The following is an 18,406-nucleotide window of genomic DNA, read 5'->3' on the forward strand; positions in this document are numbered from 1 at the left end:
GTGCACCCGCCGACAGGTCGTTGTTGAGCAAAATGGTGCATGGGTCGAAGTCTTTCAGGCCCACACGGTGTTTGCTGCGCACCACGGGCTCTAGGGTGATGCTTTCGCCGTTGGGCAAATCAATGGTGGTGACGTCTTTGATCTCCGGGTTGATCGAGCCCAAGCGCACATTCAATCCCGCCATGTGAAAAATGCGCTGCAACTGCAGCACGTTGGCCAAATAGAAGGTGTTGCGGGTGTGGTTTTCGGGAATGATCAGCAGGTTTTTGGCCTCAGGACAGATCTTCTCGATGGCCGCCTGTGCCGCCTGCACCGCCAAAGGCAACATTTCAGGCGTCAGGTTGTTCCAGCCCCCGGGGTAAAGGTTGGTGTCCACTGGGGCCAACTTGAAGCCCGCGTTGCGGATATCCACCGAGGTGTAGAAAGGGGGCGTGTGCTCCATCCACTCCAGACGGAACCAGCGTTCGATCGCAGGCATGGAGTCGAGGATGCGCTGCTCCAGCTCATTGATGGGGCCGGTCAGGGCAGTGACAAGATGGGGAACCATGGGCGACCTTTATCGGGCTGAAGAGACAAAAACACTGAAATGATATGGGGCCGGTCAGCGACTTTGCAAGCACTGACCGGACACAAGCGAAGGACATTTCGACCTCGCAACAAGAAGCCAGGCGGTCAACTGCGGACTTCGCCTTCGCCCAGCACCACGTATTTGAGGGAAGTCAGCCCCTCAATGCCCACCGGGCCACGGGCGTGGAATTTGTCGGTCGAAATGCCGATTTCGGCACCCAGGCCGTATTCAAATCCATCGGCAAATCGGGTGCTTGCATTCACCATCACGCTGGACGAATCCACCTCGCGCAAAAATTGCTGCGCGTGCATGTGGTCACGGGTCAGGATGGCTTCGGTATGGTGGCTGCCGTAGTGGTTGATGTGGGCAATCGCCTCGTCCAGACCTTCGATCACTTTGATGCTGATGATGGGGGCCAGATACTCCTCAAACCAGTCCTGCTCCGTAGCGTCTTTCAGGTTGGCCCCTGTGACTTGGCTCAGGATCGCCTTGGATTTGGGGCAGCAACGCATTTCCACGCCTTTGGCAGCGTAAATGTTGCCAATTTTGGGCAGGAATTCGCCCGCCACACCCCGTGCGACCAGCAGACTTTCGCTGGCATTGCAGGGGCTGTATTTCTGGGTTTTGGCGTTGTCCGCTACTTTCACGGCCATCTCGATGTCACAAGGATCGTCGACATAGATGTGGCAATTGCCGTCCAGGTGCTTGATAACGGGCACCTTGGCGGAAGCAGTGATGCGCTCGATCAGGCCCTTGCCACCACGAGGAATGATCACATCCACATATTGCGGCATGGCGATGAGCTGCCCCACGGCCTCGCGGTCAGTGGTCTGTACCAATTGCACAGCATCGGTGGGCAAGCCACTGTGGGCCAGCGCCAACTGAACCAGCTGCGTCAAAGCCTTGTTTGACTCAATGGCCTCGGAACCACCGCGCAAGATACAGGCGTTGCCGCTCTTGATGGACAGGCTGGCCGCTTCGATGGTCACGTTGGGACGGCTTTCGTAAATCATGCCGAACACGCCAATCGGCACCCGCATCTGACCGACCCGGATGCCGCTTTGGACTTGTTTCATGCCCGTGATCTCGCCAATCGCATCGGGCATGGCGGCCAATTGCTCGCAACCCTGGGCGCAAGTCTCCAGCACCGAAGGGGTGAGTTTCAGGCGGTCCAACATGGGTTCGGCCAGACCCGCAGCGCGGGCACGCTCCAGGTCGCGGGCGTTGTCGGCTTGCAGGGCTGGCGTGTTGTCACGCAACAAAGTGGCCAGATGGCGCAGCGCCTTGTTTTTGGTGGCGGCCGAGGCCTTGGCCATCAGGGCGGCGGCTTTTTTGGCTTGCTGACCCAGGGCTTGGACGTGTTCGGCAGTGTTCAATTCAGTCATGCAGGCATTTTCGCAGATGCGCGATACCCATCAGCGCACAATGCAAAACCGGGAAAACCGCACAGCCAAACGCTGCAAAGCCTGCCAGCCATCCGTGGGCCAGTCAGGCACCTTCAGGCCTTTGACGATGCCGTCTACCTGGTGCGCCGCTTGCAAAAGGCCATTCAGTCGGGCTTCGGTCATACGGGGCAACACGCGTTCAAACAAGCGTTCGCGCGGCCCCCACACACGCTGCTCACGCAGGGCCATGGGCATGGGCTTGCCGCTGGCGATAGCGTCTTTCACGCGTTTCAGGGCGCGGATGTCTTCGGCCAAGGTGTAGTGCACCAGCACCGCCGCCTCACCTTCAGCCTGCAACCCATCCAGCATGCGCTGCACCCGAGCCACCTGACCCGACAACACAGCCTCAGAAAGTTTGAACACGTCATAACGGGCCACATTGACCACGGCAGACTCGACCTGCGCCTGGCTGAGTTCACCTGGCGGGTGAAGCAAGCCGAGCTTTTGAATCTCCTGGTGCGCCGCCAGCAAGTTGCCCTCCACGCGGTCGGCAAAAAACTGCAGGGTGCGCTGGCCTTCTTCGCCCGCCACCACACGCTGGTCTTGCTGCTGTAGGCGCTGGGCGATCCACTGAGGCAAGGCATTCCTGTCCACCGGATCGACCTGGATCGACACGCCCCCGTTTTCCAAGGCACCAAACCAGGCCCCTTTGCGGGTGGCAGCGTCCAGACGCGGCAATAAAAACAAGGTCAGCGTGCTGTCGTTGCCTTGGGCAGAAGCCGCCAATTGCTGAATGGCGGTGCTGCCCTCTTTGCCTGGCTTGCCCGAGGGCACACGCACCTCCACAATTTGCCTGTCGGCAAACAGGCTGAGCGAGCCGGCTGCGGCTTGTACTTCGCTCCAGTCAAAATGCGCACCCGAGACGGTGTGCACGCTGCGTTCGGTATAGCCCTGTGCCCGAGCACTGGCCCGAATCGCATCGGCCGCCTCTTGGATCAACAACGCCTCGTCGCCATGCAAAACATAAAGGCTGCGCAAGCCCTTTTGCAGGTGTGCCGTCAACTGAGGAAGGGCCAATTGCATGAGCGCTCAGGCAACAAGCATCAAGGCTTGGCTGCTGGTTTAGGCAAGGCAGCGGCGGGCGCTACAGGCTGCAACGCTGCAGCAGGCGCTGTCGTCTGCGAAGGCGGCACCGCGTTGTACGGCTTGACCGCAGACAAGCGTCGCATGATCTGCTGCACGATGTCGGTCTGCATGTCGCGGTACAAAATAGCTTGTTCGATTTCCTTGGACAGCGCCGCGGTCTCCGTGAAGCTCAAATCGCGCTGTTGAAACAACTCCACCGGCTCGATCAACTCCAGGCCTTGCGGGGTGCGCAGGCGAAACCGCACACGCAGGCGCAATTGCAACTCCCGCACCTGACCTGTCGCGCTCACGCCCACCGCTACCTGCTGGCGTTCTTCGCTGAGGATGTCGAGGATCGCATCGGCCTTGAGCATCAACTTCGGCTCGGTCCACAGGTCAATGCGGCCCGAGCCCAGTAAATTGCGCCGAAGTTCGACGCCCAAAGGCGATGTGGTAGAGAAATTGGCGTAAAGGGTTTTGAAGGCGAAGTCGTTGGTTTGTCGCAGCTGAAACCCGCAGCCTGCAAGCCAGGCGGGCAACATGCCCACACCCAGCGAGGTCAAAAAAAGTCGTCGTGCGGGTTTCATGGGGTCAGTGCTCTCAAATCACCACATTGACCAAACGGCCTGGCACCACGATGACCTTCTTGGGTACAGCCCCAGCGGCCTGCTTGACGAACGCTTCACTGGCCAGCGCCATCTGCTCGATCTGCGCTTTGTCGGCGGTGGCTGGCACCAGGATGGCGCCCCGTAATTTGCCATTGATCTGCAGCATCAGTTCGATCTGGTCACGCGCCAGTGCAGACTCGTCCACTTCAGGCCAGGGTGCATCGAGCAACTCGCCCACGGTCTTGGCAAATCCGAGCTCTTTCCATATTTCGTCGGTGATGTGCGGGCAAGCGGGGTAAAGCATGCGCATCAACAATGAGACGCCTTCGCACAGTGCCGCGGTGTCACCTTCGCTGAAGTGGCCGTCCGCTGGCTTGAAATCTTCCAGGGCATTTAGCAGCTTCATGCAACCCGACACCACGGTGTTGTATTGCATGCGCTCGTAGTCGTAACCCACTTGCTTGAGCACCAGGTGCACCTCGCGGCGCAAGGCCTTGGCCGAGTCACCCAGGCTGGCCTGGCTCAGATCCTTGGCCGTCGCCGATCGCAGCAGTTCGTGGTGCTTGAAGGCAAAGTTCCAGACCCGGCGCAAGAAGCGGTAGCTGCCCTCCACGGCCGAGTCGTTCCACTCCAGTGTCACCTCGGGGGGCGCGGTGAACATGGTGTAAAGACGGGCGGTGTCAGCGCCGTACTTTTCAATCAGGTCTTGCGGATCAACCCCATTGTTCTTGGACTTGGACATGGTGCCCACGCCCTCGTAGTCAATGGCGCTGCCCACGGGCAACTTGCCGTCGCTGCTGTCCGCTTCGTTTTTGAGCTTGGCGCCGATGATCTTGCCGGTTTCGTCGAGCACATGTTCGACATCGTGCGGCCAGAAATAATCCTTGCCCCCCTTGGCGGTACGACGGGAATAAATGTGGTTGAGCACCATGCCCTGTGTGAGCAGTTTGCTGAAAGGCTCATCGACTTTGACCAGGCCCAGATCGCGCATGACCTTGGTCCAGAAACGGGCATACAGCAGGTGCAGGATAGCGTGCTCGATACCGCCGATGTACTGGTCCATCGGCATCCAGTAATCGGCCCCCTCTGCGACCATTTTGTCGGTGTTTGTGGGGTCGCAATAGCGCATGAAATACCAAGACGAGTCCACAAAGGTGTCCATGGTGTCGGTCTCGCGGCGGGCAGGTTGGCCGCACACGGGGCAAGTGACGCCCGCGTGGAACCCTTCGTGCTTTAGCAGCGGGTTGCCCGAACCATCCGGGATGCAGTCTTGCGGCAAGACCACCGGCAGGTCTTTTTCGGGCACGGGCACAGCGCCGTGCTCGGCACAATGGATGATCGGAATCGGCGTGCCCCAATAGCGTTGGCGGCTCACACCCCAGTCGCGCAAACGCCAGGTAGTCTTTTTCTCGCCCAGGCCTTTGGCAGCCAGCAAGTCGGCCACTTTGTTGGCCGCTGCTTTTTGGTTCAAGCCGTCCAGTTCGCCAGAGTTGATGTTCACGCAGCTTTGCTTGTCGCCATACCACTCTTGCCACACGGTGGCATCAAACACCTGCGCCTTGACGGACACCACTTGCCGGATCGGCAGCGCGTATTTCAAGGCAAACGCAAAGTCGCGTTCATCGTGCGCGGGCACGCCCATCACGGCGCCATCGCCATAACTCATGAGCACGTAGTTGCCCACCCACACCTCGACCTGCGCGCCGGTCAGCGGATGCGAGACGAACAAGCCCGTGGCCATGCCTTTTTTCTCTTGTGTGGCCAACTCGGCCTCGGTGGTGCCGCCGGTTTTGCACTCTTCTATAAAGGCCGCCAGAGCCGGGTTGGACGCTGCGGCGTGACTGGCCAGCGGGTGCTCAGCGGCCACGGCGCAAAAGGTCACGCCCATGATGGTGTCAGCCCGGGTGGTGAAGACATACATCTTGCCGTCACCAATCAAGGCGCCATCGGTGCCCTGAATCGAATGCGCAAACGCAAAACGCACGCCCTCAGACTTGCCGATCCAGTTTTCCTGCATCAGACGCACTTTGTCCGGCCAGCCGTTCAATGTGGCCTTGTCGTTGCCGATCTGCACATGGTCGAGCAGTTCTTGCGCGTAGGCGGTGATGTTCAGGTAATAACCAGGAATTTCGCGTTTTTCAACCGGTGCGCCCGTGCGCCAGCCTTTGCCGTCAATCACCTGTTCGTTGGCCAGCACGGTCTGGTCCACCGGGTCCCAGTTCACGACCTGGGTCTTGCGGTAAGCGGTGCCTTTTTCGAGCATCTTCAGGAACAACCACTGGTTCCACTTGTAATACGTCGGGTCGCAGGTGGCGACTTCGCGCGACCAGTCGATGGCCAAGCCCATCGCCTGCATCTGCTTTTTCATGTATGCGATGTTTTCGTACGTCCACTTGGCAGGCGGGACACCGTTTTTCAAGGCGGCATTTTCTGCAGGCAGGCCAAAAGCGTCCCAGCCCATGGGCATCAGGACGTTAAAGCCCTTCATGCGCAGGCTGCGGGTCAGCATGTCGTTGATGGTGTAGTTGCGCACATGGCCCATGTGCAGCTTGCCGCTGGGGTAGGGCAGCATGGAGCAAGCGTAGAACTTCTTTTTGCGGGTGTCTTCGGTGACACGGTAAGCGTCGCGGGCCGTCCAGCGGGACTGTGCTGCGGGTTCGACTTCGAGGTGGTTGTACTTGTCTTGCATAGGGCTAAATTGTAGGGGCTCGGGTGGAATGGCCCGCCCGCTGACACGCACGACAGCGTCAGGGCTTGCGGGCTTGGGTCTGCGCCACAAAACCGATGCGCGATAGCCCGGCTTTTTGCGCCAGCCCCATGGCCTCCACCACCCGGCCGTAGGGAACAGACTGGTCTGCACGCAGCTCCAGTTCGGTGTTCGGATTGCGCTGGGCTGCAGCTGATAAACGCTGGCGCAGCGCCTCTGGCGAGATGGGCTGGTCGTTCAGGTAAAAGGCACCTTGGGCATCCACCACCAAGGACACAGCTTGCGGGGCTGCACCGGCCTCTCCCCCTTCGCTTTGGGGCAAGTCCAGGCGTATCGCGCTGCTCATAAAAGGGGCCGTCAGGATAAAAATGACCAGCAACACCAGCATCACGTCCACCATGGGGGTGACGTTGATCTCGCTCATGGGCGCATCCGGTTTCGAGGAGTCCAGGCGACCAAAGGCCATGGCTCAGTCTCGCGAATCGGCCAAGAGGCCACGTAGATCATGGGCAAAGCCCTCGAGTTCGGCCTCGATCTGATTCACTTTGCGACCCAGAATGTTGTAGCCCAGCACCGCCGGAATGGCCACCGCGAGGCCGGCAGCGGTCATGATCAGGGCCTCGCCCACTGGCCCCGCCACCTTGTCGATGGTCAACTGCCCGGCATCGGCCATGCCTGTCAACGCGTTGAAAATACCCCAAACTGTGCCCAAAAGACCCAGAAATGGCGAGATGGACCCGGCTGTTGCCAGCCACACCTGGCCCCATTGCAAGCGCCGCACCACGCCTTGCAGGGCATCGCGCAACACTCGGGTCAGTTGTTGGTGACGGTCTCCGGCACTAGCCAGCGAGCCACCCACCGGGAGCAAGGTGGCTTCGAGCAAGGGTGCCATGCAGGCATCGCGGTCAAACTGCGCCACGCGTTGCTGGGCTTCATGCAAAGCCGGCGCCTGCCAAAAAGCGGCGATGCTGCGACGCACATCCACTCCGGCTCGGGCCAGCAAACGCCATTTCCAAACCATCACCACCCAGCTGCCGACCGACAATGCGAGCAGCGCCAGCGCCAGCAGCCGGCTGACGAGATCGCTGTGCAGCAAAAATTCGTTGAGACTCATGGAGGCGGCGGTCTGCGAGAACTCAGCGCAAGCTCAACACGTCAAACATGTCAAACAGGCCGTGCTGCTGCGTGGCCAAATAGCGCACGGCCCGCAGGCTGCCTTGTGCATAGGTGGAGCGGCTGGAGGATTTATGGGTCACTTCGATGCGTTCGCCAATGCCAGCGAACAACACGGTGTGGTCGCCCACGATGTCACCGCCCCGGATGGTGGCAAAACCGATGCTGGAGGGGTCACGCTCGCCGGTGTGGCCGTAACGCTCGTAAACCGCGCAGTCTTTCAGGTCTCGGCCCATGGCCTCAGCGATCACTTCGCCCATCTTGAGCGCGGTGCCTGATGGTGCATCCACTTTGTGGCGGTGGTGGGCCTCGATGATCTCGATGTCGTAGCCGGTCGACATGGCTTGCGCAGCCATTTGCAGCAGCTTGAGGGTGACGTTGACGCCGACGCTCATGTTGGGGGCCATCACGATGGCGATGTCCTTGGCAATCTCTGCGATCTCGGCTTTTTGTTCATGGGTGAAGCCGGTCGTACCGATCACGGCCTTGACGCCCAATTCACGGCAAACCTTGAGGTGGGCCAGGGTGCCTTCGGGGCGCGTGAAATCAATCAGGCAAGCGGCATTTTTCAAGCCCGCATGCAGGTCAGACGTCACCAAAATACCGCTGGCTTTGCCCAAAGGGGCCGCAGCATCGTGACCCAGCGCTGCGCTGGCAGCCATGTCCAGCGCGCCCGCAAGGCGGCAGTCGTGCGAGGCCATGATGGCTTCGATGAGCATGTGCCCCATGCGGCCAGAAGCCCCAGCAACGGTGATCGGCAAATCGGTCAATTGGCTCATGTGATTTCTTAAATGAAAAATTCTCACGCCCTCGGGCTTCCGGCCCGAGCTGGGCACCCCTTAACGGGGTGTTGGCTCCAAAGGGGGGTAAGAGGCCGGGAGCGCTGGAGCGCGTCCGGCATCGCCTGGCGCCTTTTTCACCGGGAACTTGTTCAATTCTTCTTCACTCGCCTGCAGGCTAGGAATGTTGGCAGCCTTGCGCTGGACAACCAAGCGTTCGACAAACTCGGACTCGCTGGGCAATTCGCCGCCTTCTATCGAAGCCAGCGCATCGCCCTTGAAGTAGACGGTGAGTTGAAAGTTTTGGGCTGGCACACCTTGGCGGCGAATGCTGAAGGCGTAGTCCCAGCGGTCAGCATGGAAAAGGCTGGTCACCAAAGGCGTGCCCAGAATGTCGCGTACCTGCGCTCGCGCCATGCCCAGAACGAGCGCCTGACGCTGCTCCTTGGCGACAAAATTGCCTTGCACCACCTCGGGCACATAGGGCTTGAAGGTGTCACGGCTCAAGCTGCCACAAGCTGCCAAACTCGCGCACACAAAGAGCATGGCCAGGCGTGCGCCCGTGAAAGGGAAAGTCAGGGTTACTGTCATGGTTGAGGGCTGGCCGATATGATCGAATGATTGTAGCGGCAGCTTCATGCCCGGCCCGGTCTTGTACACCCAGACACTTTTGACCATGACCCAAATCGACGAACTGAAAAGCAATGGGCTGAAAGCCACGCTGCCCCGGCTGACCATTTTGGAGGTATTCCAAAGCGGCGCCCAACGCCACATGACCGCTGAAGATGTGTTCCGTCAACTTTTGCTGGAGCACAAGGACATTGGCCTGGCCACGGTGTATCGGGTCCTGACCCAATTCGAGCAGGCCGGGATTTTGAACCGCAACCACTTTGAAAGCGGCAAAGCGGTCTACGAACTCAATGAGGGTCAGCACCATGACCACATGGTTTGCCTGGATTGCGGTCGGGTCGAGGAGTTTTATGACCCGGAAATCGAGTCACGACAGCAAGCTGTAGCCGAGGCCAAGGGGTTTGTGATCGCCGACCATGCTTTGAGTCTGTATGCCCATTGCATACAAAGCCCCTGCCCTCACCGCACGCGTTGAGCCGACAAGGGAGAACTTATTCCATGGCGCGGCGCTGCCGGTCGATGAAATCCTGGTAAGTGTCGATACCGCGCATCTGCAAAATGGTGTTTCGCACAGCCGCCTCCACCAACACGGCAATGTTGCGCCCCGCCACCACCTGAATCACCACTTTGCGCACCGGAATGCCCAGGACATCTTGCACCAGGGGCTCAGACGGCAAGCGCTCGTAATCACGCTCCAGCGTTTCGCGTCGCACCAGGTGAACAATCAGCTTCAGGCGCATTTTCCGGCGCACAGCGGTTTCGCCAAAAATGGCCCGAATATCAAGCAAGCCGATGCCACGCACTTCGAGCAGGTTCTGCAGCAAGTCGGGGCAGCGCGCCTCAATGGTGGTCTGGTTGATGCGGTACAGATCGACGGCATCGTCGGCCACCAGGCCGTTGCCACGAGATATCAGCTCCAGACCCAATTCGCTCTTGCCCAGGCCCGACTCACCCGTGATCAGCACGCCCATGCCCAAAATGTCCATGAACACACCATGCATGGTGATGCGGTCAGCAAAGTGCTTGGACAAATAGGCCCGCAGCACATCGATGACAAAAGCCGATGACTGGTCGGTGGAAAACATCGGAATTTGAGCGCGCTCACACATCGACAACAGGGCATCCGGCGCGACCTGACCATCGGCCAAAATCAGGACCGGTGGCTCCAGCGTGACGATCCGCGCGATTCGGCGCGCGCAGTCTTCTGGGGTGGCGTTGGTCAGATAGGCGACTTCGCGGGGCCCCAAGATCTGGACCCGGTAGGGGTGGATGTAGTTGAGGTAACCGACCAAATCGGCACCTGAACGGGCCTCACGGACCGCCACTTCGTCAAACCGCCGCTCCGAAGCGCCCAGGCCGGCAACCCACTGCCACTTCAGCTTGCTGCGATGGTCCTCAAACAGGACGTCGGCGCTGATGACGGAGGGTTTCATGGCAAATGCTCCGGCTTGCGCCCACTCAGGCAGTTTGAGCCGACTGCCACTGGGCGATCAACTGGTGCAGGTCCTCCTGGACCGAACTGGTCTTGATCTTTTCCCGAAGGACGGTGTCACTGAGCAACTCGGCGATCTCGGACAAGATCTCCAGGTGCTTTTGGGTGGCCGCTTCAGGCACCAGCAAGAAAATCAGCAAACTGACGGGTTGCTCATCGGGCGCGTCAAAGCCAATCGGTTGGGCCAACTGGAAAACAGCCGCCATGGGGGCTTTCAGGCCCTTGATTCGGCCATGTGGGATGGCCACGCCGTGACCCAAGCCGGTCGAACCCAGTCGTTCACGGGCGAACAGGCTGTCGGTGACCAAGGCACGGGATAACCCATGCAGGTTCTCAAAGAGAAGTCCGGCTTCTTCGAATGCGCGTTTCTTGCTGGTGGCTTCCACCCCGACAAGAACTTGGGCAACAGGCAATATGGATGAGAGACGATTCATGTTCGAGGCCGGATTATGCACCTTGCGCGGTCCCGAAAGTCATTCGCCACCCTGGTCTGGGACCCTGGGCACTTGTTGAGACCGATGAGGAACCCAGCACCCCCATAAAAAAGGGCCACTTCCCGTGGCCCCATCTTGAACAACAAAAAGCTTGATCACATCATGCGCTTGGGTGCACTGTGATGGTGGTCGGTGATGCGGTTTTTGTGCTTGACCACTTGGCGGTCCAGTTTGTCCACCAGCTCATCCACAGCGGCGTACAGGTCTTCATGGGCACTTTCTGCAAAAAGGTCGTTGCCCTTGACATGGATGTTGCATTCAGCGCGTTGGCGTTTTTCTTTTTCTTTCTGTTTTTCGACGGACAACAGCACTTTGACATCGACCACCTGGTCGAAATGCCGCATGATGCGGTCAAGCTTTCCTGTGACGTACTGGCGCAGGGCCGGGGTCACCTCAAGATGGTGCCCGCTGATGGTTAAATTCATAGTCGTCGCCTCCATGGAATCAGGGTAAAAAAAGCCCCGCCGAAGCAGGGCTCCGAAACCACCCAGCCGGGTGATTCAACTTCACTATGCGCGCCATGCCATGGAAAAGCAAGGCAGCCCAAAGTAAACCCCTAAAGGCCGCGTCATTTATCCCCGAACAGGCTTTTCAGTGCTATTGTTCGAATTGGTTCTTCGCACCCAATTCTGCAAGCTGAACAACCTGCCACCGGCACCCATCAAACCGCGGCGGCAGGGGCACCATGTAGGCGCAAACGCCCCGCCAGCCAGGCGCTCAGCACGCTGGCCACAGTGCCCAACAATCCCGCTACCCAGTAATCCGTCAGCTGACCCAGGTCGTCTCGCCCGATGATGAGGCCACCCACCAAGGCCGCCAGGCCCATGGAGGCAGATTGCACGGCCGAGTTGAGCGTCATGAAAATACCGCGCAAACGCGGCTCTACGGCAGATGAAATCATGGCCATGCCGGGGATCATGCGGCCGCTCATGACGGTGAAAAACAAGGTCGATATCGCCAACAAGCCCCACAGCGGCAAACCTTGAGACAGCGTCGTGGCCATCAAGGGCAATACCACCGCCAAAGCCAGGCGTTGGAACACCCGGACTTTGCCCACCCGGTCCGTCAAACGGCCAAAATAGCGCGCACTGAGCAAGGTGGCCACGCCCCCACACAGGTAGATCCAGGGCACTTCAGCGGTCTGCATACCGGCATTGGACTGCAAATAGATGGTGATGTAGGGAATGACCGTGAAAGCGGCAAACATCATCAAACCCGAGACACCGAAGGCTTTGAGGTGATTGGCCTCAGCCAGCACTTGCCCAATGCCTCGCCAGACGCCAGTCCGGTCGGGATGGTGCAGGTGCGCATCCAGACGGGGCAAGGTTTGCCAAGCCCCCAGGGACAGCAGACCCACCAGCAAGGCGATGCCAAAAAAGGGCGCATGCCAGCTTAGGTGTGCCGCCAAGAAAAGGCCGAGCGGCACTCCCGCCACCGTGGACACGGAGAACGAGGTCATCACCACGCTCATGGCCCGTCCTCGGCGTTCAAAGGGGATCACATCGGCCACGATGGTCTGAGACAAAGCCGACAAAACGCCCCCGAACACACCCGCGGCCACACGGGCCAGCATCAACCAAAGGTAATCGGGCGCCAGGCCACAAGCCAGGGTGGCCAGGCCAAACAAGGCGTACATCACCAGCAGCAATCGTTTGCGGCTGAAACGATCAATGTAGGTGGCCGCCATGAGCCCGGAAAGGCCTGCCGACAAAGTGTAGGCGGAGACCAGCAAACCAAACTGGGCATTGCTGATGTGAAATAAGGCGGTGAACTGAGGCCCCAGCGGCATCATGATCATGAAATCCAGGATGTGGGTGAACTGGATGCCAGCCAGCGTGAAGAGCAGCCAGCGCTCTCGCCGCGGTGTCAAGTGAGGGGTCATGGAACAATGCAATGGAGTTGATCGAATCTAACACCCCCAGAACAAACCTTTGCCAGCCATGCACATTGACAGTTTGAAGCCTCAGGCCCTGGCCGCTGGACACCCGCCAGTGCATGGCCTGGTGCTCATGGGTGGCGGCGCCCGAACGGCCTACCAAGCAGGGGCTTTGCAAGCGATTGGGGAACTGCTGAGGCAAAAAGGCCAGGCTCGGCACTTTCCATTTCAAGTGTTGGCCGGCACATCGGCAGGGGCCTTGAACGCCACCTTTTTGGCCAGCAAGGCCATGGACGGCTTGACCGGTCTGGACGATTTGGCCAACTTCTGGTCGGCCATCCGCACTGAAACGATTTACCGCCTGCCCTCAACCCCTCTGGCCAAATTTAGCCGTTGGGCTACGGCCCTGGGTTTGGTGCTGTCTGCGCGCCAACAGGCTGCCGCCATGGACAGTCTGGCTTTGGTCAACACCTTGCACAAAGCGATCGCTCTGGACAGGATTGATACGGCCCTGCGAAGCGGCGTGTTGCACGCCTTGGCCGTCACAGCATCCAGCTACACAAGCGGTGTCCACTGGACTTTTTGTCAGACCCGCGATGGCCAGCCTATTCCCTGGAGCCGACCTGGACGACGCGCCGAACAACAACCCATCACCATCGAACACCTGATGGCCTCCAGTGCCATTCCGTTCATTTTCCCGTCTACCCCGCTCTGGGTCGATGGCGGCATGGAGTATTTCGGCGACGGCTCGATGCGGCAGATTTCTCCCCTGTCTTCTGCTGTGCACCTGGGTGCTGACCGGGTTTTGGCGATTGGCGTGGGACAACCCCAGCGAGCGACCCTGGGCGGACAGCGCAATGGCAACGGGCGCCCCTCACTGGGAACGATCGCTGGTCACGCCATGGCCAGCGTATTTCACGACACCCTGGAGGCCGATGTGGCGCAAATTGCCCGCATCAACCTGTCCTTGAGTCTTTTGCCTGACAGCATCCGTGCCGAATTGCCTTTTCGTGCGGTCGAGGTCCTGAGTCTGCAGCCCAGCGCCTCGCTCGACGCCCTGGCTCAAGACCATGTGCACTCACTGCCCAGGCCCATCGTCAGGGTGCTGGAAGGCCTGGGGGCCTTGCAAGGCAGCGGGGCCGCTCTGGCCAGTTATCTGCTGTTTGAGCCTGGTTTCATTGAAGCGCTGCTGTCACTGGGACAAGCCGATGTGAAGGCCAGATCCGAAGAGATACTGGCATTTTTTGAGCCCCGCAGCGCAGATCCGGTGCGATAATTCGCCGATTCACACTGGAGACACATTGCCGTGGAAACTACACCGAGTCGGTAGCTTTCGAACACGTTGAGCACCCCCGCCCATGGTTCGAAAGCTGCAGCAAACCCTTCGCCGCCCTTTGAACTTTTGGCACTTGGCCATTTTTCGGATTCGCCATGCTCAACATTTTTACCCTCGTCAACGGCCGCCTCTTCCAGGAAGAGATCGAGTCTCTGGAAGAACTCTCCCGCTTTCAGCCCATCTGGGTGGACCTGGAGTCCCCCACACTGGAAGAAAAACGCTGGATCAAACAGTACTTTGGCCTGTCCATTCCGGAAGACGCGATGGACGAAGACATCGAAGAGTCGGCCCGCTTCTACGAAGAAGACAACGGCGAGCTGCACATCCGGTCTGACTTCTTGATTGCCGACGAAGACGAGCCGCGCACCGTGCGCTGCGCCTTCATTTTGAACCAGCACAATGCCAACCTGAAAAGTCAAGGGGTGCTGTTTTCTATCCACGACGAAGACGTGCCGGTGTTCCGTTTGCTGCGCATGCGCGCGCGCCGTGCACCGGGCCTGATTGAAGACGCCAAGGAAGTACTGCTCAAACTTTTTGACGCCGATGCCGAGTACTCGGCCGACACGCTGGAGGGCATCTACGACAAACTCGAAACAGCGGGCAAAAAAGTGTTGTCGGGCGATGTGACCGACGCCTTGGCGGGTGAAGTGCTGGGCGCGATTGCTCGGCAAGAAGACTTGAATGGCCGCATCCGCCGCAACGTGATGGACACCCGCCGCGCCGTGAGCTTCATGATGCGCTCCAAAATGCTGAATGCCGAGCAATTTGAAGAGGCTCGCCAGATTCTGCGTGACATCGACTCGCTCGACTCGCACACGGCCTTTTTGTTCGACAAGATCAACTTCTTGATGGACGCCACCGTTGGTTTCATCAACATCAACCAGAACAAGATCATCAAGATTTTCTCGGTGGCCAGCGTGGCCTTGCTGCCCCCCACCCTGATTGCCAGCCTATATGGCATGAACTTTCAGTACATGCCTGAGCTGTCACAAAAATGGGGCTACCCCTATGCGCTGGCTCTGATGGTGGCCAGCGCCGTGGTCCCCATGTGGTATTTCCGCCGGCGCGGCTGGCTCAAGTGATGCCTGGTCAGCCCGGCTGACGATCTGCCAGCCACTGCGACAAAATGGCCAGGCTATAACGGCTGGCCACTTCGCGGATAAACCGATTGAAGTCAGCGTGCGCCATGTCATCAGCGCGGTCTGAAATCGTGCGCACCGCGGCAAAGGGCGCCTGGTAGTCATGGCACACCTGGGCCACAGCAGCGCCTTCCATCTCGACCGCCAAAGCCTCGGGCAAAGCCAGGCGCAAAGCTTGGCTTTCTGCGCGGGTCGAAACAAACCGGTCACCACTGATCACCAGCCCCTCATGCACCCGAGGCGCGTTCAATTGAAATTGCGTCAGGGTGTCACGGCCAAGATGCCGCTCGGCAGCATGCAGCACCTGCACACTGGCGTTGGCCAACTGCGCTGACAGGTCTGCATGGGCATCAAAGCGGGCTCGGCCATACAGCGGCACCTCGTGCCGCGCAAACAGCGGCGAAGCGTCCATGTCGTGCTGCACAAAACCGGAGGCCACCACCACATCCCCCACGCGCACGCCTGGCCCCAGGCCGCCAGCCACGCCGGTAAAGACCATGGTGTCGACCTGAAAGCGCTCCAGCAGCAGCGTGGCCGTGGTCGCTGCCGCCACTTTGCCAATGCGCGACAACACGGCCACCACCGAATGCCCTTGCCAGTGGCCCACCCAGAAGTCTCGCCCTGCGACCGTCACGCGCTGCTCATCAGGCATTTCAGCCAACACAGCGGCCAACTCTTCGTGCATGGCACTCATGATGCCGATCACCGCCATGGATTACCCCCTGGATCAACGCGTCAAAAGAAAAGCGGCTGCAAGAGCCGCTTTGAAATGTATCGGCAGGCTCGCCGCCAGCCGGCTAGCTCAGGCCTTGTTGCGCAGTTCACGGCGCAAGATTTTGCCCACTGGGGTTTTGGGCAGTTCGGTGCGGAACTCGATGACCCGCGGCTGTTTGTAAGCGGTCATGTTCTCTCGGCAATAGGCCATGATCTGGGCCTCGGTCAATGCCGGGTCTTTCTTGACCACCACCAGCTTGACCGTCTCGCCGGTTTTCTCGTCAGGCACGCCGATCGCCGCGCACTCCAGCACGCCCGGACACTCAGAGGCCACCTCTTCCACCTCGTTGGGGTAGACGTTGAAACCGCTGACCAGAATCATGTCTTTCTTGCGGTCCACGATCTTGAAATAGCCACGCTCGTCCACCGTGCCGACATCACCGGACTTGAAGTACCCGTCCGCCGTCATGACCTTGGCCGTTTCATCGGGACGCTGCCAGTAGCCCGCCATGACCTGTGGCCCCTTGATGGCGATCTCGCCAGGCTGCCCGAGCTCAGTCACTTCCTGCCCGTCGTCGTCCAAAAGCTTCATCCAGGTCGCAGGCAAGGGCACGCCAATGGTGCCGGTGAACTCGGTGCTGGTGGTCGGGTTGCAACTGGCCGAAGGGCTGGTTTCAGACAGTCCGTAGCCTTCGCAAATCGGGCAGCCGGTTTTCTCGAGCCAAAGCTTGGCGACATTGGACGTTACCGCCGTGCCACCACCCAGTGACACTTTGAGGTTGGACCAGTTCACGGTGCCGAAATCGGGGTGGTTGGCCAGGCCATTGAACAAGGTGTTGACGGCGGGCAAGCTGTGAAAGGTGTGCTTGGACAATTCCTTGAGCACTGCAGACAAATCGCGCGGGTTGGGAATCAGGATGGTTTTGCCGCCCATGCGCAAGCCCAGCATCATGTTCACGGTGAAAGCGAAGATATGGTACAGCGGCAAAGCACACACCGATGTGGGCTGCTCGCCGGCTGGAATGCGCTTCATGACCGGCTCGTTCCAGGCATCAGACTGCAGCACATTGGCAATCACGTTGCGGTGCAACAGCACTGCGCCCTTAGACACCCCCGTGGTGCCACCGGTGTATTGCAAAACAGCGATGTCATCAGGCGACAACTCGGGTTTGCGAAAAGCCTGTTGACGACCTTTGGACAAGGCGTCATTGAATCGGACCGCCTGGGGCAAGTTGAAACCGGGCACCATCTTCTTGACGTTGCGCACCACGTAATTGACCAGGCTGCCCTTGAGCAAGCCGAGGCGGTCCCCCATGGCCGCCAGCACCACATGCTGGACAGGCGTTTGGGCGATGCATTTTTCAAGCGTGGCGGCAAAGTTTTCGATGATCACAATCGCCTTGGAGCCTGAATCCTTGAGCTGGTGTTCCAGTTCGCGGGCTGTGTACAGCGGGTTCACGTTGACGACCACAAAACCTGCACGCAAGATGGCGGCCACAACCACCGGGTACTGCGGCACATTGGGCATCATGACCGCGACGCGATCGCCCTTGTTCAAGCCCAGGGATTGCAGATAAGCCGCCATGGCCAAGCTTTCCTGATCGGTCTGGGCATAGCTGATTTCCTTGCCCATGAAACTGTAGGCGGGACGGCTGGCGTACTTGGAAAAACTCTCTTCTAACAAGCCCACCAAGGAGCTGTATTGGCCGAAATCAATGTCGGCTGGTACGCCTTCGGGGTAACTCTTCAGCCAAACGGGATTCAGGTTCATGTGGGGTTCTCCTGTGGCTCAGTCTAACGTAAATCTGACAAAAAACTGACGCCCAAAACGTCAGGGTTTACGCCAGAAAATACCCGACAGTCAAGCTTGCAAACGCCTATTGAACAGACCAAGAAAAAGGGGAGGCCAGTGCCTCCCCTTTCGGATTAAAGTCATGGACCACCGGCAATGGTGTTACGTCTTCAAAGCCATCAACACCTCATCGAGCATTTTCTTGGCGTCACCAAACAGCATGCGGTTGTTGTCCTTGTAAAACAGCGGGTTGTCCACGCCCGCATAACCACTGGCCATGGAACGCTTCATCACGATGCTGGTGCGGGCCTTCCAGACTTCAAGCACTGGCATGCCGGCGATCGGGCTGGTCGGGTCGTCTTGCGCGGCCGGGTTCACGATGTCATTGGCACCAATGACGATGGCGACATCGGTGTCGGGGAAGTCGTCGTTGACTTCGTCCATCTCGTACACGATGTCATAGGGCACCTTGGCCTCAGCCAACAAAACGTTCATGTGGCCCGGCATCCGTCCGGCCACCGGGTGGATGCCAAAGCGAACGTTCACACCTTTTTCGCGCAGGTATTTGGTGATTTCAAACACCGTGTG

At 59.2% G+C, this 18,406-nt stretch carries 19 protein-coding genes; 3 read left to right on the forward strand and 16 right to left on the reverse strand.

The genetic code is table 11. The annotated features are described in order from the left end of the window. The 9 genes from ACIQ3A_RS09815 to ACIQ3A_RS09855 all read right to left on the reverse strand — a co-directional run. On the reverse strand, positions 1–547 hold a 547-nt coding region (locus ACIQ3A_RS09815), incomplete at its 3' end, for a glutamate--cysteine ligase (protein ID WP_396431561.1). 125 nt (positions 548–672) lie between these two features. Then, the gene (locus tag ACIQ3A_RS09820) at positions 673–1,953 is read right to left on the reverse strand and encodes a glutamate-5-semialdehyde dehydrogenase (protein ID WP_396431562.1); all 1,281 of its coding nucleotides are present in this window, start codon (positions 1,951–1,953) and stop codon (positions 673–675) included. Between the two features lie 30 nt (positions 1,954–1,983). Further along, entirely contained in the window at positions 1,984–3,036 is a 1,053-nt protein-coding gene (gene holA, locus ACIQ3A_RS09825; RefSeq protein WP_396431563.1) for a DNA polymerase III subunit delta, read from the reverse strand. A 20-nt stretch (positions 3,037–3,056) separates the two neighbouring features. Next, positions 3,057–3,665: an LPS assembly lipoprotein LptE gene (lptE, locus tag ACIQ3A_RS09830; RefSeq protein WP_396431564.1), complete on the reverse strand. Its 609-nt coding sequence runs from the start codon at positions 3,663–3,665 to the stop codon at positions 3,057–3,059. A 13-nt stretch (positions 3,666–3,678) separates the two neighbouring features. After that, entirely contained in the window at positions 3,679–6,375 is a 2,697-nt protein-coding gene (leuS, locus tag ACIQ3A_RS09835) for a leucine--tRNA ligase (protein WP_396431565.1), read from the reverse strand. A 58-nt stretch (positions 6,376–6,433) separates the two neighbouring features. Next, complete coding sequence (locus tag ACIQ3A_RS09840; RefSeq protein WP_396431566.1) at positions 6,434–6,859, reverse strand: ExbD/TolR family protein; 426 nt, start codon at positions 6,857–6,859, stop codon at positions 6,434–6,436. A gap of 3 nt (positions 6,860–6,862) precedes the next feature. After that, positions 6,863–7,507: a MotA/TolQ/ExbB proton channel family protein gene (locus ACIQ3A_RS09845; protein ID WP_396431567.1), complete on the reverse strand. Its 645-nt coding sequence runs from the start codon at positions 7,505–7,507 to the stop codon at positions 6,863–6,865. Between the two features lie 22 nt (positions 7,508–7,529). Further along, the gene (gene dapB, locus ACIQ3A_RS09850) at positions 7,530–8,345 is read right to left on the reverse strand and encodes a 4-hydroxy-tetrahydrodipicolinate reductase (protein WP_396431568.1); all 816 of its coding nucleotides are present in this window, start codon (positions 8,343–8,345) and stop codon (positions 7,530–7,532) included. Positions 8,346–8,405: 60 nt separating this feature from the next. Beyond that, entirely contained in the window at positions 8,406–8,936 is a 531-nt protein-coding gene (locus ACIQ3A_RS09855) for an outer membrane protein assembly factor BamE (protein WP_396431569.1), read from the reverse strand. A gap of 85 nt (positions 8,937–9,021) precedes the next feature. Between ACIQ3A_RS09855 and fur the strand changes: the two genes are divergently transcribed. Further along, a complete protein-coding gene (fur, locus tag ACIQ3A_RS09860; protein ID WP_396431570.1) occupies positions 9,022–9,450 on the forward strand; it encodes a ferric iron uptake transcriptional regulator in 429 nt (142 codons plus the stop codon). A 16-nt stretch (positions 9,451–9,466) separates the two neighbouring features. On the opposite strand, the gene hprK is transcribed toward fur, so the two are convergent. From hprK to ACIQ3A_RS09880, 4 genes are all read right to left on the reverse strand, one after another. Beyond that, on the reverse strand, positions 9,467–10,408 hold the full coding sequence (gene hprK / locus ACIQ3A_RS09865) for an HPr(Ser) kinase/phosphatase (protein ID WP_396431571.1): 942 nt from the start codon (positions 10,406–10,408) through the stop codon (positions 9,467–9,469). 25 nt (positions 10,409–10,433) lie between these two features. Further along, the gene (locus ACIQ3A_RS09870) at positions 10,434–10,901 is read right to left on the reverse strand and encodes a PTS sugar transporter subunit IIA (protein WP_396431572.1); all 468 of its coding nucleotides are present in this window, start codon (positions 10,899–10,901) and stop codon (positions 10,434–10,436) included. A gap of 155 nt (positions 10,902–11,056) precedes the next feature. Beyond that, on the reverse strand, positions 11,057–11,386 hold the full coding sequence (hpf, locus tag ACIQ3A_RS09875) for a ribosome hibernation-promoting factor, HPF/YfiA family (RefSeq protein WP_396431573.1): 330 nt from the start codon (positions 11,384–11,386) through the stop codon (positions 11,057–11,059). A 236-nt stretch (positions 11,387–11,622) separates the two neighbouring features. After that, positions 11,623–12,843 (reverse strand): MFS transporter, encoded by a 1,221-nt coding sequence (locus ACIQ3A_RS09880; RefSeq protein WP_396431574.1) that lies wholly within the window; start codon positions 12,841–12,843, stop codon positions 11,623–11,625. 58 nt (positions 12,844–12,901) lie between these two features. Between ACIQ3A_RS09880 and ACIQ3A_RS09885 the strand changes: the two genes are divergently transcribed. After that, positions 12,902–14,113 (forward strand): patatin-like phospholipase family protein, encoded by a 1,212-nt coding sequence (locus tag ACIQ3A_RS09885; protein WP_396431575.1) that lies wholly within the window; start codon positions 12,902–12,904, stop codon positions 14,111–14,113. 155 nt (positions 14,114–14,268) lie between these two features. After that, positions 14,269–15,255, forward strand: coding sequence for a magnesium/cobalt transporter CorA (gene corA, locus ACIQ3A_RS09890; RefSeq protein WP_396431576.1), 987 nt, complete (start codon positions 14,269–14,271; stop codon positions 15,253–15,255). 7 nt (positions 15,256–15,262) lie between these two features. Here corA and ACIQ3A_RS09895 read toward each other — a convergent pair whose 3' ends face one another. From ACIQ3A_RS09895 to ACIQ3A_RS09905, 3 genes are all read right to left on the reverse strand, one after another. Further along, positions 15,263–16,024 (reverse strand): 5'-methylthioadenosine/adenosylhomocysteine nucleosidase, encoded by a 762-nt coding sequence (locus tag ACIQ3A_RS09895; protein ID WP_396431577.1) that lies wholly within the window; start codon positions 16,022–16,024, stop codon positions 15,263–15,265. Between the two features lie 90 nt (positions 16,025–16,114). Further along, a complete protein-coding gene (locus tag ACIQ3A_RS09900; RefSeq protein ID WP_396431578.1) occupies positions 16,115–17,797 on the reverse strand; it encodes a long-chain-fatty-acid--CoA ligase in 1,683 nt (560 codons plus the stop codon). 183 nt (positions 17,798–17,980) lie between these two features. Then, positions 17,981–18,406, reverse strand: a 426-nt coding sequence (locus ACIQ3A_RS09905; protein WP_396431579.1) for an NAD(P)(+) transhydrogenase (Re/Si-specific) subunit beta, incomplete at its 5' end; no start/stop codon positions are given.

It is taken from the genome of Limnohabitans sp. (assembly GCF_044361985.1).
Classification (GTDB): domain Bacteria; phylum Pseudomonadota; class Gammaproteobacteria; order Burkholderiales; family Burkholderiaceae_C; genus Limnohabitans_A.